General features: G+C 65.6%; 18 protein-coding genes. 17 read left to right on the top strand and 1 reads right to left on the bottom strand.

The window, feature by feature from the left end:
- Nucleotide 1: 1 nt before the first annotated feature.
- A complete protein-coding gene (locus GEV01_RS06390; RefSeq protein WP_152802720.1) occupies nt 2-739 on the bottom strand; it encodes a response regulator in 738 nt (245 codons plus the stop codon).
- A 218-nt stretch (nt 740-957) separates the two neighbouring features.
- Between GEV01_RS06390 and GEV01_RS06395 the strand changes: the two genes are divergently transcribed.
- The 17 genes from GEV01_RS06395 to GEV01_RS06475 all read left to right on the top strand — a co-directional run bounded on the left by GEV01_RS06395 (nt 958) and on the right by GEV01_RS06475 (nt 18,450).
- Entirely contained in the window at nt 958-2,025 is a 1,068-nt protein-coding gene (locus GEV01_RS06395) for a porin (protein WP_152802722.1), read from the top strand.
- Nucleotides 2,026-2,112: 87 nt separating this feature from the next.
- Complete coding sequence (locus GEV01_RS06400) at nt 2,113-3,084, top strand: Bug family tripartite tricarboxylate transporter substrate binding protein (RefSeq protein WP_152802724.1); 972 nt, start codon at nt 2,113-2,115, stop codon at nt 3,082-3,084.
- Between the two features lie 33 nt (nt 3,085-3,117).
- A complete protein-coding gene (locus GEV01_RS06405; protein WP_152802726.1) occupies nt 3,118-4,206 on the top strand; it encodes an ABC transporter substrate-binding protein in 1,089 nt (362 codons plus the stop codon).
- An 85-nt stretch (nt 4,207-4,291) separates the two neighbouring features.
- On the top strand, nt 4,292-6,067 hold the full coding sequence (locus GEV01_RS06410; protein ID WP_152802728.1) for an ABC transporter permease: 1,776 nt from the start codon (nt 4,292-4,294) through the stop codon (nt 6,065-6,067).
- Between the two features lie 26 nt (nt 6,068-6,093).
- Nucleotides 6,094-7,164, top strand: a complete 1,071-nt coding sequence (locus tag GEV01_RS06415; RefSeq protein WP_152802730.1) for an ABC transporter ATP-binding protein — start codon at nt 6,094-6,096, stop codon at nt 7,162-7,164.
- Nucleotides 7,165-7,508: 344 nt separating this feature from the next.
- Nucleotides 7,509-8,240, top strand: a complete 732-nt coding sequence (locus tag GEV01_RS06420) for a beta-ketoacyl synthase chain length factor (RefSeq protein ID WP_152802732.1) — start codon at nt 7,509-7,511, stop codon at nt 8,238-8,240.
- Entirely contained in the window at nt 8,233-9,018 is a 786-nt protein-coding gene (locus tag GEV01_RS06425; protein WP_152802735.1) for a lysophospholipid acyltransferase family protein, read from the top strand. The genes GEV01_RS06420 and GEV01_RS06425 overlap by 8 nt, the downstream gene beginning before the upstream one ends.
- Nucleotides 9,011-9,265, top strand: coding sequence for a phosphopantetheine-binding protein (locus GEV01_RS06430; RefSeq protein WP_043481206.1), 255 nt, complete (start codon nt 9,011-9,013; stop codon nt 9,263-9,265). Before GEV01_RS06425 ends, GEV01_RS06430 begins: the two co-directional genes overlap by 8 nt.
- Nucleotides 9,266-9,276: 11 nt before the next feature.
- Nucleotides 9,277-9,546, top strand: a complete 270-nt coding sequence (locus tag GEV01_RS06435) for an acyl carrier protein (protein ID WP_070268435.1) — start codon at nt 9,277-9,279, stop codon at nt 9,544-9,546.
- Nucleotides 9,547-9,551: 5 nt separating this feature from the next.
- Complete coding sequence (locus GEV01_RS06440) at nt 9,552-10,097, top strand: COG4648 family protein (RefSeq protein ID WP_152802737.1); 546 nt, start codon at nt 9,552-9,554, stop codon at nt 10,095-10,097.
- Nucleotides 10,090-11,838: an AMP-binding protein gene (locus GEV01_RS06445; protein WP_152802739.1), complete on the top strand. Its 1,749-nt coding sequence runs from the start codon at nt 10,090-10,092 to the stop codon at nt 11,836-11,838. The genes GEV01_RS06440 and GEV01_RS06445 overlap by 8 nt, the downstream gene beginning before the upstream one ends.
- Nucleotides 11,831-12,580 carry a glycosyltransferase family 2 protein gene (locus tag GEV01_RS06450; protein WP_152802742.1) on the top strand — a complete coding sequence of 250 codons (750 nt, stop codon included), beginning with the start codon at nt 11,831-11,833 and terminating at the stop codon, nt 12,578-12,580. Before GEV01_RS06445 ends, GEV01_RS06450 begins: the two co-directional genes overlap by 8 nt.
- On the top strand, nt 12,577-13,518 hold the full coding sequence (locus GEV01_RS06455) for an LpxL/LpxP family acyltransferase (RefSeq protein ID WP_175022964.1): 942 nt from the start codon (nt 12,577-12,579) through the stop codon (nt 13,516-13,518). Before GEV01_RS06450 ends, GEV01_RS06455 begins: the two co-directional genes overlap by 4 nt.
- The gene (locus GEV01_RS06460) at nt 13,505-15,076 is read left to right on the top strand and encodes an HAL/PAL/TAL family ammonia-lyase (protein WP_152802746.1); all 1,572 of its coding nucleotides are present in this window, start codon (nt 13,505-13,507) and stop codon (nt 15,074-15,076) included. Before GEV01_RS06455 ends, GEV01_RS06460 begins: the two co-directional genes overlap by 14 nt.
- Nucleotides 15,063-15,497, top strand: a complete 435-nt coding sequence (locus GEV01_RS06465) for an acyl-CoA thioesterase (protein WP_070268446.1) — start codon at nt 15,063-15,065, stop codon at nt 15,495-15,497. The genes GEV01_RS06460 and GEV01_RS06465 overlap by 14 nt, the downstream gene beginning before the upstream one ends.
- Entirely contained in the window at nt 15,494-16,102 is a 609-nt protein-coding gene (locus GEV01_RS06470; RefSeq protein ID WP_152802748.1) for an outer membrane lipoprotein carrier protein LolA, read from the top strand. Before GEV01_RS06465 ends, GEV01_RS06470 begins: the two co-directional genes overlap by 4 nt.
- Nucleotides 16,099-18,450, top strand: coding sequence for an MMPL family transporter (locus GEV01_RS06475; protein ID WP_152802750.1), 2,352 nt, complete (start codon nt 16,099-16,101; stop codon nt 18,448-18,450). Before GEV01_RS06470 ends, GEV01_RS06475 begins: the two co-directional genes overlap by 4 nt.
- Nucleotides 18,451-18,452: the final 2 nt, after the last annotated feature.

Here is an 18,452-nt window from a genome sequence, read left to right on the forward strand (position 1 = left end):
GTCAGCCGCCCTTGGCGCCGCCGGCCGGCGCAGGGGCGGGAGCAGGAGTGGCCGCGGGCCGCGGTTGCAGCAGGTAGCCGATGCCGCGCAGCGTGGTGATGACGGCGGCATCCGGCGCGGCGATGTCGAGCTTCTTGCGCACGCGGTGGATATACAGCTCGATCGCATCGAGGTTGGCATCGTCCGCCAGTGCGAACACTTCGTCGAACAGCTTCTCCTTGGAGACGGCGCGGCCGGAGCGTGTGATCAGCGTCTCCAGCACCGCGTGTTCGCGCGGCGTCAGCGCCAGCGCGGTGCCGGCGTAGGTGAACATGCGGGTGACGGTGTCGAAACTGAGCGCGCCGCAGCTGTGCACCAGCGCCTCGTTGCCCACGCTGCGGCGCAGCAGGGCCTTGACGCGCGCCTCCAGCTCCGCCAGCTCGAAGGGCTTGGCCAGGTAGTCGTCGGCGCCCAGGTTCAGGCCCTGCACGCGGTCTTCCAGGCCGCCGCGCGCGGTCAGTATCAGCACGGGAGTCTGGCCTCGCGGGCCGCCGCGCGCGCGCAGGCGCTTGAGCACTTCCAGGCCGTCCATGCGCGGCAAGGTCAGATCGAGGATGAGCAGCGCGTAGTCCTGGGTGTGCAGCAGGGCGTCGGCATCGGCGCCGTTGTCGGCGCATTCCACCGTCAGATTGGCGTCGCGCAGGGCTTTGGACAGCCAATGTGATAGCTCGGTGTGGTCTTCAACTAACAGAATGCGCATAAATTCTTGCCAACAATATGAAATAAGTTCAGTGTAAGGCCAGAATCATGGTCTCAGCCGCCCCAAAAGGGAAGCCCTTACCTGATTTGTGGTGCATGGGCGACAGCAAACCATGCCGAAGCAGCTATGAAAGGTAATTGAAAGGAAGCGACTCCTATAGTGACAGCCTGATTGAAAAGATCAGGCATCACAAATAACTACATCCTCTGGAGACCTACATGAAAAAATCCTCGTTGACCCTCGCTATCATGGCATTGGCGGCAGCCGCCGGCGGCGCCGCCCAAGCCCAATCGAACGTGCAGGTCTACGGTTTGCTGGACGTCGGTGTGGAAACCGCCAACAACAAGACACCAACCGGCGGCAGCATGACCAGTGTGATCTCCGGCGGCATGAACACTTCGCGCTGGGGCCTGCGTGGCACCGAAGACCTGGGCGGCGGCCTGAAAGCCGTGTTCAACCTGGAAGGCGGCATCCTGATGGACACTGGCGCCCAGGACGGCGTGCTGTTCAAGCGCCAGGCCAACGTCGGCCTGGAAGGCGCCTTCGGCCGCGTGATCATCGGCCGTTCCTTCACCAGCGTGTACGACACCGTGATCTCCTTCGACCCGATGGGCTTTGCGCCTTACTACTCGTGGGCGACTTCGGGCCCGGCCACCGGTCCTAGCAAATACGGCTTCACCACCCAGTACGACAACATCATCAAGTACGCCGGCACCGTCGGCGACTTCAAGTTCGGCGCCAACTACGCAGCAGGCGAGCAGACCACCGGTGCGCAGGACAGCGCCAAGGTCGGCATGTCCGGCGTCTACAAGATCGGCGCCGTCAACCTGATGGCGACCTGGGAGCGCAACAACGGCAACACCGTCCCAGCCACCGGCAACCGCGACAAGAACACCGTCTGGCACCTGGGCGCGAACTATGAAAACGGTCCGGTGAAACTGTGGGGCGTGATGCGCGACTACAAACTGGTGGCCGGCAAGGCGCTGACCCCGGACGTCAAGGCCACCACCACCTGGGCCGGCATCGCCTACAAAACCGACGACGTGACCACGCTGACCGGCGCGATCTACCACGTCAACGTCAAGAACGTCGCCGCCGGCAAGGACGCCGATCCAACCATGTACGTGGCGCGCTATCGCTACGCTCTGTCCAAACGCACCGACCTGCATGTGTCGGCTGCCTATGCCAAGGCCAAGAATGGCCAGCTGACCGGCCTGTCGCGTGACGATGCCGGCTACGGCGACACCCAGCGCGGCGTCACCGTCGGCATGCAGCACCGCTTCTAAGCCGAAGAATGGAGCGCGGCATTTTGCAAAAAATGCCGCGTTCTGAAAGCGCTTTGAAAGCTTCACCGTTCTAAGATACCTACCAAGATGACTAAAGTTTTGCTGGCTTTGATTGCCGCGCTCCTTTTGTGCGCGGCAGCGCAGGCGGCAAGCCTGGAGTGCATCGTGCCGTCCAAGCCGGGCGGCGCGATGGACCTCACTTGCAAGCTGGCGCAAAAGGGTTTGCAGGGCTTGCGCGGCACGCCGAAGCCGCCGCCGTCGGATATGCACATCAGCTATCTGCCGGGCGGGATAGGCGCGGTGGCCTGGCATTCGCTGGTGTCGCAGCGGCGCGCGGAACCAAACACGCTGGTGGCTTTTTCGGGCGGCTCGCTGCTCAATCTGGCGCAGGGCAAGTTCGGCAAGGCCAAGGCTTCCGATGTGCGCTGGGTGGCGGCGCTGGGCGCCGACTACGGCATGATCGCGGTGCGCGCCGATTCGCCCTACAAGACATTGGGCGAGCTGGTGGCGGCGCTGAAGGATCACCCGGAGAAGGTGCTGATCGGCGTCTCCGGCACCATCGGCAGCCAGGACTGGCTGAAGATGGCGATGGTGGTCAAGACCGCCGGCGTCGATCCCAAGGTGCTGCGCTTCGTGGCGCTCGAAGGCGGCGGCGAGGCCTTCACCGCGATGCACGCGAACTACGTGCAGGTGGTGTCCGGCGACGCCAGCGAGGCGACGCTGTACGCCGCAGGCGGCAATACACGGGTGCTGGCGATACTGGCCGAGCACCGCCTGCCGGGCGTGTTGGCGAATGTGCCGACGGCCCGCGAGCAGGGCATCGACGTGGTGTGGCCTATCATCCGCGGCGTATGGATGGGGCCACAGGTGTCGGATGCGGATTACCAGCACTGGGTGTCGAACTTCGACCGCGTGCTGGCCAGTCCTCAGTTTGCGCAGATGCGCGCGGCGTCGGGCCTGTTCCCATTCGGACTGACCGGCGATGCGCTGGCAGCATATGTAAAAAAGGCCGTAGACGATTACGGCAGGCGTGCCGCCGAACTCGGTCTGGTGCGCTGATCACCAAAAATATCAATAACGACGGAGACAATTATGATGTTGAAAACCACCTTGGCCGCTGCATGCGCCACCCTGTTTGCCGGCGCGGCCTTTGCACAGGTTCCCGCCGGTTATCCCGCCGACTACCAGAAGATCATCGACGGCGCCAAGAAGGAAGGCAAGCTGGTAATCTACGGCGCCACCGACAGCAAGGCCACGCAGCCGCTGATCAAGGACTTCAACGCGCTGTACCCGGGCATCACCGTCGAATACAACGACATGAACTCCACCGAGGTGTACAACCGCTTCATCTCCGAAGTGGCCGCCGGCGGCAATACCGCCGATGCCATGTGGTCGTCCGCGATGGACCTGCAAATGCGCCTGGCCTCCGACGGCTACGCGCTCAAATACAAATCGGTCGAAGCGGCCAAGATCCCCGGCTGGGCGGTCTGGGACGACCAGGCCTACGGCACCACGTTCGAGCCGGCCGCCATCGTCTACAACAAGCGCCTGGTGGATGCCAAGGAGGTGCCGCAGACGCACGCCGACTTCGCCAAGCTGATAACGCAGCCTAAATTCAAGGACAAGGTCACGACCTACGACATCGAGAAATCCGGCGTCGGCTTCATGTTCATGACCCAGGACGCGCGCGAAAATCCGAAGTTCCTGGAACTGGAAAACGCCTTCGGCGAAGCCAAGGTGCGCGTGCAGTCGTCCACCGGCACCATGATGGAGCGTATCTCGTCGGGCGAGAACCTGATCGGCTACAACGTGCTGGGTTCCTACGCGCTGGTGCGCGCCAAGGCCGATCCGTCGATCGGCGTGGTGCTGCCGAAGGATTACACGCTGATCCTGTCGCGCGTACTGTTCATCAACAAGGCCGCCAAGAACGTCAACGCCGCCAAGCTGTGGCTGGACTACATGCTGTCGCACCGCGGCCAGGTCATCATCGCCAATGATTCCAAGCTGTTCGCGATCCGCGCCGACGTCACCGGCGAAACCACGTCGGCGGACCTGATCAAGCAGATCGGCAAGGACAACGTCAAGCCGGTGCCGGTCCATCCTATCGTGCTGCAGTTCCTGGGGCCGGCCAAGCGCATGGCCTTCCTCAAGCAGTGGAAAGAAACCGCAGGCAAGAAGTAATCGCTGACAGGCCAGCCCGCACGCCGCGCGCATTCGCCGCGCCCCGTGCGGGCCGCAACATCCCATCCGCCTCATCGGAAATACTATGCAAACTCTGACTCTCCCGGGCTCGGGCCGGCGCAGCATCAACTGGACGCGCGGCGTCGTGGTGACGCTGGCCGCCATCGCCATCTTCCTGCCGCTGCTGCTGATTTTCTACCAAAGCTTTTTGAACGCGCCGTTCTTCATGCCCGCCAAGGAGCTGGGCCTGGACGCCTATCGCTTCATTTTCGAAGACCCCGATTTCTCGGTGGCGTTCAAGAACGCCTTCCTGCTGGCCGCCGGCCTGACCGCCATCGCCGTTCCGCTGGGCGGCATGCTGGCCTTCCTGATGATACGCACCGACCTGCCGGGCCGCGGCTTCATCACGCCGATGCTGCTGGTGCCCATCTTCGTCTCGCCGATGGTGATGGGCTTCGGCTACGTGGTCTCGATGGGGCCTGTCGGCTTCTACTCGCTGTGGGCCAAGGACATCCTCGGCTTCATCCCGTGGAATATCTACTCCTTCACCAGCATCGTGGTGATCGCCGGCCTGACCCACGTGCCGCACGTCTACCTGTACGCCTCGTCCGCGCTGAAAAGCCTGGGCTCCGACGTCGAGGAAGCGGCGCGCGTCACCGGCGCCTCGCCGCTGCAGGTGATGTTCAACGTCTCGCTGCCGATGATCACGCCGGCGCTGGCCTATGCCGCCGTGCTGGTGTTCTTCCTCGGCTTCGAGGTGTTCGGCCTGGTGCTGGTGCTGGGCGATCCGGAAGGCCACCTGGTGCTGGCCACCTATCTGTACAAGCTGACCAACAAACTGGGCACGCCGTCCTACCATCTGATGGCCGCCGTCGCCGTCTGCCTGGTGATGGTGACGATGCCGCTGGTGATGATCCAACGCTGGCTGCTCAAGTCGGCCAACAAGTTCGTCTCGATCAAGGGCAAGGGCGCGCGCTCCAAGGCCATGCCGCTCGGTAAATGGAAGTGGCTGGCCTTCGCGCTGATCTTCGCCTGGCTGATGTTCACCATCATCATGCCGATGTCGGGCATCGTGCTGCGCTCCTTCGTGCAGTACTGGGGCGAGGGCGTCAACCTGCGCGACGTGCTGACGCTGCAGCACTTCCGCGAAATCATGGAACAGCCGGCGCTGATGCGCGGCATCCTCAACACCGTCCTGATCGGCGTGATCGGCGGCGCCTGCGCAGTGATCTGCTACTGCGCGATCGCGCTGGCCATGCACCGCAAGCCGGACGGCATCACCCGCTTCCTGGACTACAGCGTGTTGGTGCCGCGCGCCGTGCCTGGCCTGCTGGCCGGCCTGTCCTTCCTGTGGGTGTTCCTGTTCGTTCCGAGCTGGCTCGATGGCATGTTGAAGGGCATGGACAATGGCGTGGCGCTGTGGCTGAGCGAGAACGCGATACCGCTGCTGCGCTCCGTGCGCTCGACCATCTTCGCCCTGTGGCTGGCGTATTCGGTGGTGTGGCTGGCCTACGGCATGCGCCTGATCTCCACCGCGCTGCTGCAGGTGGGGCCGGAGCTGGAGGAAGCGGCGCGCGCGGTCGGCGCATCGCGCAGCCAGGTCACGCGCGACGTCACCGTGCCGCTGGTGAAGTACGGCCTGCTGGGCGCGTGGCTGATGGTGTTCCTGATCTTCGAACGCGAATATTCCACCGGCGTGTATCTGCTGTCGCCGGGCACCGAGGTGATAGGCGCGATGCTGGTGTCGCTGTGGGCCACCGGTTCCACCGACCTGGTGGCGGCGCTATCGTTCATTAACATTTCGCTGGTGGCCATCGGCCTGGGCGTCGCCCTGCGCTTTGGCGTGAAGCTGCATAACTGATAAAAATTATGAAACGAGACCTCATCATGAATGAACTGACCGTCAACGACCTGCACCTGGACTACGGCACCGGCGCCCACGCCAACCAGATTCTGAAGGGCGTGTCCATGCATCTGCAAAAGGGCGAAGTGGTGGCGCTGCTGGGCCCATCGGGCAGCGGCAAGACCACGCTGCTGCGCGCGGTGGCCGGCCTGGAAAGTCCGAAGCAGGGCACCATCGCCATCGGCGACCGCAATGTGTTCGACGGCGCGAAGAACTTCGAGATGGCGGCCGAGCACCGCAACCTGGGGCTGGTGTTCCAGTCCTATGCGCTGTGGCCGCACAAGACCGTGTTCGATAACGTCGCCTATGGCCTCAAGCTGCGCAAGATGGGCAGCAGCGAGATCAAGGACAAGGTCGCGGACGTGCTGAAGAACCTGGGCCTGGGCCATCTGGCCGAGCGCTTCCCGCACCAGCTGTCGGGCGGCCAGCAGCAGCGCGTGGCGATCGCGCGCGCGCTGGTGTACAACCCGCCGGTGATCCTGCTGGACGAGCCGCTGTCCAACCTGGACGCCAAGCTGCGCGAGGAAGCGCGCGCCTTCCTGCGCGAGCTGATCGTGCGACTGGGCCTATCGGCGCTGATGGTGACGCACGACCAGGCCGAGGCGATGGCGATCTCGGACCGCATCCTCCTGCTCAACAACGGCAAGATCGAACAGCAAGGCACGCCGCAAAGCATGTACGAAACGCCGGACACGCTGTTCACCGCCGAATTCATGGGCAGTAACAACCGCCTGCCGGCCAAGGTGGTGCAGCGCGACGGCGCCAACGTCATGCTCGACATCGGCGGCGCAAAACTGCAGGGCATCGCGCGCGGCGCCGGCAGCGGCGAGCCGTCGACCATCATCCGCGTGGAGGAAGTGAAGGTCAGCGCCATGCCGGTGGAGAACGCGATCGAGCTGCCGCTGCTGACCTGCATGTACCTGGGCGACCGCTTCGAATGCCTGTTCAAGAGCGAGGGCGGGCCGGAAATGAGCTTGCGCGCCTACTCCAAGCACAGGCTGGAGGCGGGCAAGTATTGGCTGCAACTGCCGGCCGACAAGCTCTGGGTGTTCTGACCCGCCCGACGTCCCGCCTAATCCGGGGACCTGACCCCGGATTAAGGGACGTGCCCCGCTTTCGCATCCCCGCGAGACACGCACTCAACAGTGCTGAATCATTTTCCCCTCCGCTGCATTTGCTTTCTTCTGCCAAAAAACGTGATTTTTGGAGAGAATTTGCGCTGCCGTATGCACAAAATATGAAGTTAAACGACAAAAAAGTTGCCCTAGGTCCATTTATTTGAGGTGACAGCAAGAACTGTCGTTTATAATTTGAAAAGTACGTCGGCTGGCGGTTCTGCGGCATGTGAGCATGAGGTCGTACCTTCTTTTTATCTCAAAGCTCTGGATTATTTAACAACATGCGTACGAATGGTGTCAGTTTTTCTATCTCCCGGCATGCCGAATGGGCGCCTGGCCTGACCGGCCCCGAGGCCTGGCAGCAATGGGCGCAAGCGCCGTTCGCCATCCAGCCCGGCGAAGAGCCGGGCGTCAAGGCGATGCCGGCGATGCTGCGCCGCCGTGCCGGTTTTCTCGGCAAGATGGCGCTGGAAGTCGCCTACCAATGCCTGGACGGGCGCACCGATATTCCGACGGTTTTCTGCTCGCGCCATGGCGAGGTTGCGCGTTCTCTTGAATTGCTGACCGACCTGGCGCGCGGCGAACCGCTGTCGCCGACGGCGTTCAGCATGTCGGTGCATAACGCCATCGCCGGGCTGCTGAGCATCGCCCGCAGCGACCGCGCCAATCAACTGGCGCTGGCCGCCGGCGCGGCCACCATCGAGCACGCGGTCATCGAAGCCTGCGGCATGATGGCGGACGGGGCGCCCATGGTGCTGCTGGTCGCTTGCGATTGCCCTTTGCCGGCCTTGTTTGCATCGTTCGAGGATTGCGAAGAACAGCCCTATGCCTGGGCGTGGCTGTTGACGCCAGCAGGCGACGATGCCGTCTCGCTGAGCTGGAGCGCGAGCGCCGAGGCGCCGTCCGCCGGCATGCCGGCCGGCCTGGAAGTGGCGCGTTTCCAGCTGCGCGGCGCGCGGCGCCTGGAGCGCAACGATGGACGCATGCGCTGGAGCTGGAGCCGCGATGCGTGAGTGGCTGCCGGCCAGGCTGTCGCTATACTGGCGCGTGTTCGCCACCGGTTTGAGCTTTCTGGTGTTCGGTATCGGCGGCCTGCTGTTGCGGGTGGCGGTGTTCCCCGTGCTGAATGTGCTGGTGCGCCAGCCGGAACGGCGCGTGGCCGCCGCGCGCACGGTGATACGGCTGGCGTTCCGCAGCTACGTCGATCTGATGCGCGCGCTCGGCGTGCTGCGCTACGAAGTGCGTGGCATCGAGAAGCTGGACCGGGGTGGATTGCTGATACTGGCCAACCATCCGACCTTGATCGACACCGTGTTCCTGATGGCCTTCGTGAAGAACGCCGATTGCATCGTCAAGGGCGCGCTGTGGAACAACCCGTTCACGCGCGGGCCCGTGCGGGCGGCGGGCTACATCAACAACGAGGGCGGGGCGGAACTGGTGGACGATTGCATCGCCTCTCTGCGGCGCGGCAATAACCTGATCGTGTTCCCGGAGGGGACGCGGACGCCGGCCGATGGCGTGATCAGCATGAAGCGCGGCGCGGCCAACATCGCGGTGCGCGGCGCGCGCGACATCACGCCGGTGCTGATCCGCTGCGAACCGCCCACGCTGGGCAAAGGCGAGAAGTGGTGGCGGGTGCCGCCGCGCCGCGTGCTGATACGGATAGACGTGCAGGACGACCTGGCGGTGGCGGCATTTACCGACGCTGCATCCAGCGAGGTGATGGCGGCGCGTCAGTTGACTGAATTTTTACAGAATTATTTTACCGGGAAGTGCGAAAGCCATGCTTGAACTGGAAGTGAAAGAACTGATCATCGATGTACTGCAGCTGGAGGACATCACACCGGCCGATATCGATAGTGCGGCGCCGCTGTTCGTCGAGGGCCTGGGCCTGGACTCGATCGACGCGCTGGAGCTGGGCGTGGCCCTGCAGAAGAAGTACGGGATTTCCCTGTCCGCCGATTCGGAGGACACCCGTCGCCATTTCGCCTCGGTGCAGGCGCTGGCGGCCATGATCGACAGCCACAGAAAAAAATAAGGGAGTAGTACATGATTGATTTGAATGAAATGAGCAAGGACCAGCTGCAGGCTTGGGTGGTGGATCTGCTGGCCGAGATGTTTGAACTCGACAAGGCCGATCTGAGCGCCGAGTCGAACCTGTACGCCGACCTGGATATCGACAGCATCGACGCGGTCGACCTGGCGGTGAAGCTCAAGCAGCTGACCGGCAAGCGCTTGCAGCCGGAAGTGTTCAAGACCATCCGCACCATCGGCGACGTGGTCGATGCGCTGGCCGGCATGACGGAGCAGGCGGCGTAAGCACGATGCCGATGACTGTATTGACGGCGGTGGTGACGCTGCTGTATCCGCTGGCGATCTGGTTCGGTCATGGACAGGTGGAGCCGCGCTGGCTGGCCGGCCTGCTGCTGCTGGCCGTGGCCACGAGGCTGCCCGCGCTGAAGCTGAGCGGCGTTGCACGCTGGTCGGTGGCGGGCGCGCTGGTGCTGATGGCCTGCGCGGCGTGGAGCAACCTGCTGCTGCCGTTGAAGCTGTATCCGGTGCTGGTCAATGCGGCGCTGCTGGCGGGCTTCGGCTACAGCCTGGCGACGCCGATGTCGGCGGTCGAGCGCATGGCGCGTCTGCGCGGCGAGGACTTCCCGCCGGTGGCGCAGGCCTATATGCGCAAGGTGACGCAGGTGTGGTGCGGCTTTTTTATCGTCAACGGCGCCATCGCTTTCGCCACCGCGCTGTGGGCGTCGGAGGCCGTGTGGTCGCTGTACACCGGCGTCATCTCGTACGCGCTGATGGCGTTGCTGTTCGGCGCAGAGTATCTGGTGCGCCTGCGTTTCAAGCGCCTGCATCATGTCTGAACGGATTGAAAACCTGTACGCGGCCGTCGCGGCGCGGCCCGCCGACGGCGTGGCCGGCTGGTGTGCCGGCGCCGCCGTGGACAACGCGGCCTGGCTGGCGCGTGCACGCGCATGGCACGCGCTGCTGCGCGGCCTGCCGGGCAGCGACTTCGCGCTCTACCTGGACGATAGCCTGGAATTCGGCGCAGCCTTGCTGGGCGCCTGGCATGCCGGTAAAACCATCTGGCTGAGCGCCGATACACTGGATGCCAGCTGCGCTGCCTTGCGCGGCTCGGTGGACGGCTTCCTCGGCCAGTTCCCGGCGGAGCTGCTGCCGATGCAGCCGGCCGAATCGGGCGCGGTGTCCAGCCCCGAACAAATGGGCGGCGTCCTGTCCGCCGATCTGCCTGCGCTGGTGGTGTTCACCTCCGGCAGCACCGGCGCGGCGCAAGCCATCCCCAAGAAACTCTCGCAACTGGCGAGCGAGGTCGCAACCCTCGACGTGCTGTTCGGCGCCACCGCAGGCGATGCCGCCGTGCTGGCGACCGTCTCGCACCAGCATATCTACGGCCTGCTGTTCAAGGTCTTGTGGCCTTTGAGTAGCGGCCGCGCGGTCCACGCGCTCAGCATCGCCTATCCGGAAGAACTGGCTGCCGCCATCGCCGCCGGCCCGTGCGTGCTGGTAGCCAGCCCGGCGCACCTGAAACGCTTGCCGGACCATCTGGACTGGAGCGGCGCCGCGCGCGCGCTGCGCGCCGTGTTCTCGTCCGGCGGACCGTTGGCTGCGGACGCCGCGCTGGCCGCTGGAGCCTTGCTGGGCAGCGTGCCGGTGGAAGTGTATGGCAGCTCGGAGACCGGCGGCGTGGCCTGGCGTCAGCGCAGCGGCGTCGCCGACGACGCCTGGCAGCCTTTCCCCACTGTGGCATGGCGCCTCGGCGCGGACGACACGCTGGAAGTGCGGTCGCCGCACCTGGCCGACGACAACTGGCTGGCGCTGGCCGACCGCGCAGCGCGCAGCGGCGAGCAGCGCTTCCTGCTGCTGGGCCGCAGCGACCGCATCGTCAAGATCGAAGAGAAGCGCATTTCGCTGACGGGGATGGAGGCGGCGCTGCTGGCCTGCGGCCTGGCGGCCGAAGCCCGCGTGGTGCTGTGCGAGCCGGATGGCGGCGAACGCCAGCGCCTGGCGGCCTTCATCGTGCCGACGCCGCGAGGCCGCGAACTGCTGGCGGCCGAAGGCAAACCCGCGCTCAACGCCCGCCTGCGCGCCGTGCTGGCCGCGACCGTGGATGCGGTCGCGCTGCCGCGCCGCTGGCGCTACCTGGATCAGATGCCGGTCAATGCCCAGGGCAAGACCACGCTGGCCGCCTTGCTGGCGCTGCTCGGCAGCGACGATGGCACCACCGGCCAGCGCCCGCGCTTCCCGCGCATGCGTGAGCTGGAACGCGAACCGCTGCGCGTGCTGCTGGAAGTGGACGCGCCGGCCGACCTGCTGTACTTCGACGGCCACTTCGACGTCGCGCCCATCCTGCCTGGCGTGGTGCAGGTCGACTGGGCCATCCACTACGGCCGCCAATATTTCAGCCTGCCGCCGCGCTTCCTGGGTGTGAACGCGCTCAAGTTCCAGCAGGTGATACAACCGGAGCTGCCGGTGCAGCTGGAGCTGGTGCACGACACGGCCAAGGGCTGCCTGCAATTCCGCTACCTGTCGGACGCCGGGCAGCACGCCAGCGGCCGCGTCATGCTGGGAGGCGCGGATGCCTGACTTTAAACCCTGCATCGTGGTCCCCGTGTACAACCACGAACACGCGATCGCTGCGGTGCTGGACGGGCTGCTGCGTCACGGCACGCCGTGCATCCTGGTCGACGACGGCAGCAGCGCCGCCTGCGCCGCCGTGCTGGACGCGCTGGCGCTGCGGCATGCGGGCAGCGTCACGCTGGTGCGCCTGCCGCAGAACCAGGGCAAGGGCAGGGCGGTGCTGGGCGGCTTCCGCCGCGCCGCGGAACTCGGATACAGCCACGTGCTGCAGATCGACGCCGACGGCCAGCACAATACCGCTGACGTACCGGCCTTCCTGGCGCAGGCGGCCGCCCATCCGGACGCCGTCATCGCCGGCCATCCGGTCTACGACGAGTCGGTGCCCAAGGCCCGCCTGTACGGCCGCTACGCCACCCACATCTGGGTGTGGATAAATACGCTGTCGTTCGACATCAAGGATTCGATGTGCGGCTTCCGCGTCTATCCGGTCGCCCCGGTCAATGCGCTGGCGGCGCGGCGTCCCATCGGCGCGCGCATGAACTTCGATACCGACATCCTGGTGCGGCTGTTCTGGGACGGCCTGCAGGTGATCAACCTGCCGACCCGCGTCAGCTATCCGTCGGACGGCGTATCGCACTTCCGCGTATGGCGCGACAATGTGCTGATCTCGTGGATGCACACCAAGCTGTTCTTCGGCATGCTGCCTCGCATCCCGCGTCTGCTGGCGCGCAAATGGCAGGTTCGATGAGCGCGCGCGGTCGGCACTGGGCCTCCATCAACGAACTCAGTTTCGTCGCCGGCATGCGCCTGCTGTTCTGGATCTGCCGCGTGTTCGGCCGCTGGCCGTTCCGCGTGGTGCTGTATCCGGTGCTGGGCTGGTATGTGCTGACCAAGCCGCTGCCGCGCCGCGCTTCGCAGGAATACCTGCGGCGCGTGGCAGGCTACACGTCGACGGCGGTGCCGGGCGTGCTGCACCACTTCGCCGCTTTCGGCGAGAGCATTCTGGACAAGATGCTGCTGTGGGGCGGCTTGTTCAAGCTCGATACGGTCGACCTGCACGGCAGCGAACTGATTACCGACGCACTTGCGGCGGGGCGCGGCGGCCTGCTGATCTGCGCCCACCTGGGCAACCTGGAGCTGTGCCGCGTGCTGTCGCGCCAGCGCCGCGACATGAAGCTGACGGTGCTGGTGCACACCAAGCACGCGCAGGCTTTCAACGACATGCTGGCCCGCCTGAATCCCGACAGCCAGCTCAATCTGATGCAGGTGACGGAGATGTCCCCGGCCACCGCGATCTTGCTGTCCGAGCGCGTGGCGCGCGGCGAGTTCGTGGTCATCGCCGGCGACCGCGTGCCGGTGTCGCACAATCCGCGCGTGGCGATCGCCGACTTTCTCGGCGAGCCGGCCGCCTTCCCGGTCGGCCCCTACGTGCTGGCCAATATCCTGCAATGCCCGGTCTACCTGCTGTTCTCTGCCCGCCAGGGGCGCAGGTCGGCCGTGCATTTCGAAGCCTTCCGCGACGCCGTGCGCATTCCTCGCCAGGGCCGCGACGCCGCCTTCCAGCAGCTGGCCGCCGATTATGCGCGGCGGCTGGAGTACCACAGCCTGCGCACGCCGCTGCAGTGGTTTAACTTTTACGATTTCTGGCACTTACCCCAATTGGAACGTTCCGATGCACCTCGCTGACATAGCCCAACTTAACACCACGCCGCGCACCGTGCGCTTCGACCGCAACCGTCTGACGATCGAGGATATCGTCGACATCGCGCAAGGCCGCGCCGTCGCCGAGCTGTCGGACGATCCGGCCTTCCGCGCCGCCATCGCGCGCGGCGCCGATTTCCTGGATCGCCTGCTGCGCGAGGACGGCACCGTCTACGGCGTCACCACCGGCTACGGTGATTCCTGCACCGTGGTGGTGCCGCCGGAACTGGTGGCCGAGCTGCCGCACCACCTGTACACCTACCACGGCGTCGGCCTGGGCGAGTACTTCACGCCGCCGCAGACGCGGGCCATCCTGGCCTCGCGCCTGGCGTCGCTGAGCAAGGGCTATTCCGGCGTCAGCGTCGAGCTGCTGTTGCAGATCACGCGCCTGCTCGACGCCGGCCTGCTGCCGCTGATTCCTTCCGAAGGTTCGGTCGGCGCCAGCGGCGACCTGACGCCGCTGTCCTACCTGGCAGCGGTGCTGTGCGGCGAGCGCGAAGTCTGGCGCGACGGCGTGCAGGTGCCGGCCGCCCAGGCCTTGCAGGAAGCCGGCATTACGCCGCTGCGCCTGCGGCCGAAGGAAGGACTGGCGATCATGAACGGCACCGCCGTCATGACCGCGCTGGCCTGCATGGCCTACGACCGCGCCGAATACCTGGTCCAGCTGACCACCCGCATCACGGCCATGGCTTCGTTCGCGATGGATGGCAACGCCCACCACTTCGACGAAGTGCTGTTCTCGGTCAAGCCGCACGGCGGCATGCAGCAGGTGGCGGCGTGGCTGCGCAGCGACCTGCCGACCGACCAGTGGGAACGCAACGGCAAGCGCCTGCAGGACCGCTACTCGATCCGCTGCGCGCCGCACGTGATCGGCGTGCTGGCCGATGCGATGCCGTTCTTCCGCTCATCCATCGAGAATGAACTCAACAGCGCCAACGACAATCCGCTGATCGACGCCGACAACGAGCGCGTGCTGCACGGCGGCCATTTCTACGGCGGCCATATCGCCTTCGCCATGGACGGCATGAAGAACGCCGTCGCCAACCTGGCCGACCTGCTGGACCGCCAGATGGCGCTGCTGGTCGACAGCCGCTACAACCACGGCCTGCCGGCCAACCTGTCCGGCGCCACCGGGGCGCGCGCGCCGATCAACCATGGCCTGAAGGCTTTGCAGATCAGCGCATCGGCGTGGACGGCGGAAGCGCTCAAGCTGACCATGCCGGCCTCGGTGTTCTCGCGCTCGACCGAGTGCCACAACCAGGACAAGGTCAGCATGGGCACCATCGCCGCGCGCGACTGCCTGCGCGTGCTGGAACTGACGGAGCAGGTCGTGGCCGCGCTGCTGATCACCGTGCGCCAGGGCGTGTGGCTGCGCTGCCAGCTCAGCCCCGAACTGCAACCGCAGGCCGCGCTGGCGGCGATGCAGGAAGCGCTGGGTGCTGACATCAAGCCGGTCGAGGAAGACCGCCGCCTGGAGCCGGACCTGCGCCTGCTGCTGGAGCGCATCCGCGCCAAGGCATGGGATCTGTATGCGCCGAACTAACAAGGACAGCCGCTGGTTCGCGGAAATCGAGATGCAGGTGCAGTTCTTCGACCTGGATCCGATGGAGATCGTCTGGCACGGCCGTTACGTCAAGTACCTGGAAGTGGTGCGCTGCGCGCTGCTGGACAAGATAGGCTACAACTACCCGCAGATGAAGGAGTCCGGCTACGCGTGGCCGGTGATCGACATGCAGCTGCGCTACGTGGGTTCGGCGACGTTCGGCCAGACGCTCAAGCTGCGCGCCGATATCGTCGAATGGGAAAACCGCCTGAAGATCGACTACCTGATCACCGACGCCGCCACCGGCAAGCGCCTGAACCGCGCCAGCACCACCATGGTCGCCGTCGATATCGCCACCAAGGAGATGTGCTTCGTGTCGCCTCCTGTGCTGTTTGAAAAATTGGGAATAGAGCCTGTATGAAGCTGATGAAATCGATCCTGCTGGCGGCCGCGCTGACTGCGCTGGGCCAGGCCCACGCCGCCGTGCCGGTGGCGAAGATCCAGGCCATGCTGGCCAAGCCGCCGGTGATGTGCGGCCGCTTCGACCAGAGCAAGCAGCTGGCCGGCATGAAGAAACCGCTGGCCGCCAACGGCCGCTTCTGCGTGGTCGCGGGCAAGGGTGTGCTGTGGCGCACGCTGCAGCCTTTCCCCAGCACGCTGCGCCTGACGCGCGACGAAATCGTCAACTACCAGGGCGACCGCGTGGCGATGCGCCTGGACGCCAAGACCGAGCCGACCGTCCGCATGATCAACAACGTGCTGTTCTCGCTGTTGTCCGGCGACCTTGGCCAGCTGGAGACGCTGTTCGAGGTGGATGGCACGGTCGACGCCAGCAGCTGGAGCGTGATGCTCAAGCCGCGCCAGGCGGCGCTTGAAAAAGCGATCGGCACCATCAAGCTCGATGGCGGCGCCTACGTCAAGAGCATCGTCATGGGCGACGCCGCCGGCGACCGCACCACCATCGTGTTCTCTGCGATCCAGTCGGGCGAAGCCGCGATGAGCAAGGAAGAGGCGGCGCTGTTTTGACCCGCACCCGCCAACTCGCGCTGCTCTGGGCCTTTGCCGTCTGCCTGCTGCTGGGGCATAACGCCTATCTGTGGCTGGTGCAGCGCATCGTGCCGGACACCGACATCATGGCGCTGCTGCCGGTGCAGGAGCGCGATCCGTTGCTGCAGCAATCGTTCAGCCACATGGTCGATGCGGCGCAGCAGCGCGTGTTGGTGCTGGTCGGCGCGGCCGACTGGGAAGACGCCAAGCGCGCCGCCGATGCCTACGGCGCCGTGCTCGCGGCCCGCAAGGATGTCTTCGAGGCGACGCCGATCAACGAACAGACGCAGAGCGACTGGCTGGCGCTGTTCCAGCAGCATCGCCTGGCGCTGCTGACGGCGCAGCAGGAAGCGCAGTTGCATCATCAGCCGGCGCAGTTCTGGCTCGAAGCGGCGCTGAACAAATTGTATAGCCCGTTCGGTGGCCCGAACCTCGGTTCGTGGCGCGAAGATCCATTCGGCCTGTTCGCCGGCTGGGTGCAGGAGCGCGCGCAGGAAACGCCGGTGCGTCCGCGCGACGGCCACCTGTTCGTCGCCGATGCGCAGCGCCAGTACGTGCTGCTGCCGCTGACGCTGAAAGTGCCCGCGCTGTCGATGACGGCGCAGGACACCGTGCTGCCGCTGCTGAAGCAGGCCGGCGACGCCGCCCGCAAGGCCACGCCGCAAGTCGAATTGATACAGGCCGGCGTGATCCTGCACGCGGCCAACGCCAGCGCGCAGGCCAGCGGCGAGGTGTCGACCATCGGCATCGGCTCGCTGCTGGGCATTGTGCTGCTGATGTGGTTTGCCTTCCATTCGTTCAAGCCGATTTCCCTGATCCTGCTGTCGATCGGCATCGGCTGCCTCGGCGCGCTGTCGGTATGCTGGCTGCTGTTCGGCCGCGTGCACTTGATGACGCTAGTGTTCGGCGCGAGCCTGATCGGCGTGGCGCAGGACTACGGCATCTACTTCCTGTGCAACCGCCTGGCGGCCGACGAGCAACTGGCGTCGCCGGCGCTGCTCAAGCGCCTGCTGCCCGGCCTGGGCCTGACCCTGCTGGCGGCGGTGATCGGCTACATGGGACTGGCGTTGACGCCGTTCCCCGGGCTGCGCCAGATGGCGGTGTTTTCCGCGCTCGGCCTGGTGTTCGCCTGGCTGACCGTGGTGTGCTGGTTCCCGGCGCTGATCGGCAGCCGCACGCTGAAGAGCGGGGCGCTGGTGCGCGGCTATGGCGCGGCCTTGCTGCGCTGGCCTTTGCTGCGCGCGAACCGCACCACGCTGCTGGCCGCCGTGGCGTTCGCGCTGGCGGCGGGCTATGGCATCAGCCGCCTGGGCGCCAACGACGATATCCGCCTGCTGCAAAATCCGCCCAAGCACCTGATCGCCGACCAGCTCAAGCTGAGCAAGCTGCTGGACGCGCCGACGCCGGTGCAGTACTTCCTGGTGCGCGGCGACTCCGTCGAGACGGTGCTGCAGCGAGAGGAGGCGCTGAAGGCGAGGCTGGACCTGATGGCCGCGGCGCGGCGCATCTCCGGCTACCAGGCGATGTCCAACTGGGTGCCGTCCGCGCGCACGCAGGCAGGACGCCTTGCGCTGATTGAAGAAAAACTGTTGGCCGACGGCGGCCCGCTGCAAGCCATCGCCGCGCAGACCGGCGAGGATGCGCAGTGGATCGCGGCCACCGCCGGCGGCCTGCGCGCGGCCGGTGCGCCGCTGACGCTGGACGCCTTCCTGAAAACTCCGGCCAGCGAGCCATGGCGCCATCTGTGGCTGGGTGAAACGAATGGCGTCTACGCCAGCATCGTCGCCCTGCGTGGCCTGTCCAACGCTGCCGTGCCGCAGGTGAAGCTGGCCGCCGATGGCCTGCCGGGCGTGCAATGGGTCGACAAGGTAGCCGAGATTTCATCTGTGCTGGGCCGCTATCGCGAATACATGGGCTGGGTGGTGCTGGGTGCTTATGCGGTGGTGTTCGCGCTGCTGTTCCCGCGCTACCGGCGCCGTACCTGGCGCGTGCTGGCGCCGACCGCGCTGGCCAGCATCGCCACGCTGGCCTTGCTCGGCTTTGCGTCGCAAAGCCTTCAGCTGTTCCACGTGCTGGCATTGATGCTGCTGCTGGGCGTAGGCGTCGATTACGGCATCTTCATGCAGGAACATCCGGACCGCCGCGACCGCACGCCCTGGCTGGCGGTCGGCATGTCGGCGGCGAATACTATCCTGTCCTTTGGCTTGCTGGGCTTGAGTTCCACCCCGGCGCTGCAAGCGTTCGGCCTGACGATGCTGCTGGGGACCGCGCTGGTCTGGCTGATCGTTCCCTGTTTTGGCTCCACTAAAGAAAGCAACAATGACTGACG

Source organism: Rugamonas rivuli (genome assembly GCF_009380165.1).
Lineage (GTDB): Bacteria > Pseudomonadota > Gammaproteobacteria > Burkholderiales > Burkholderiaceae_D > Rugamonas > Rugamonas rivuli.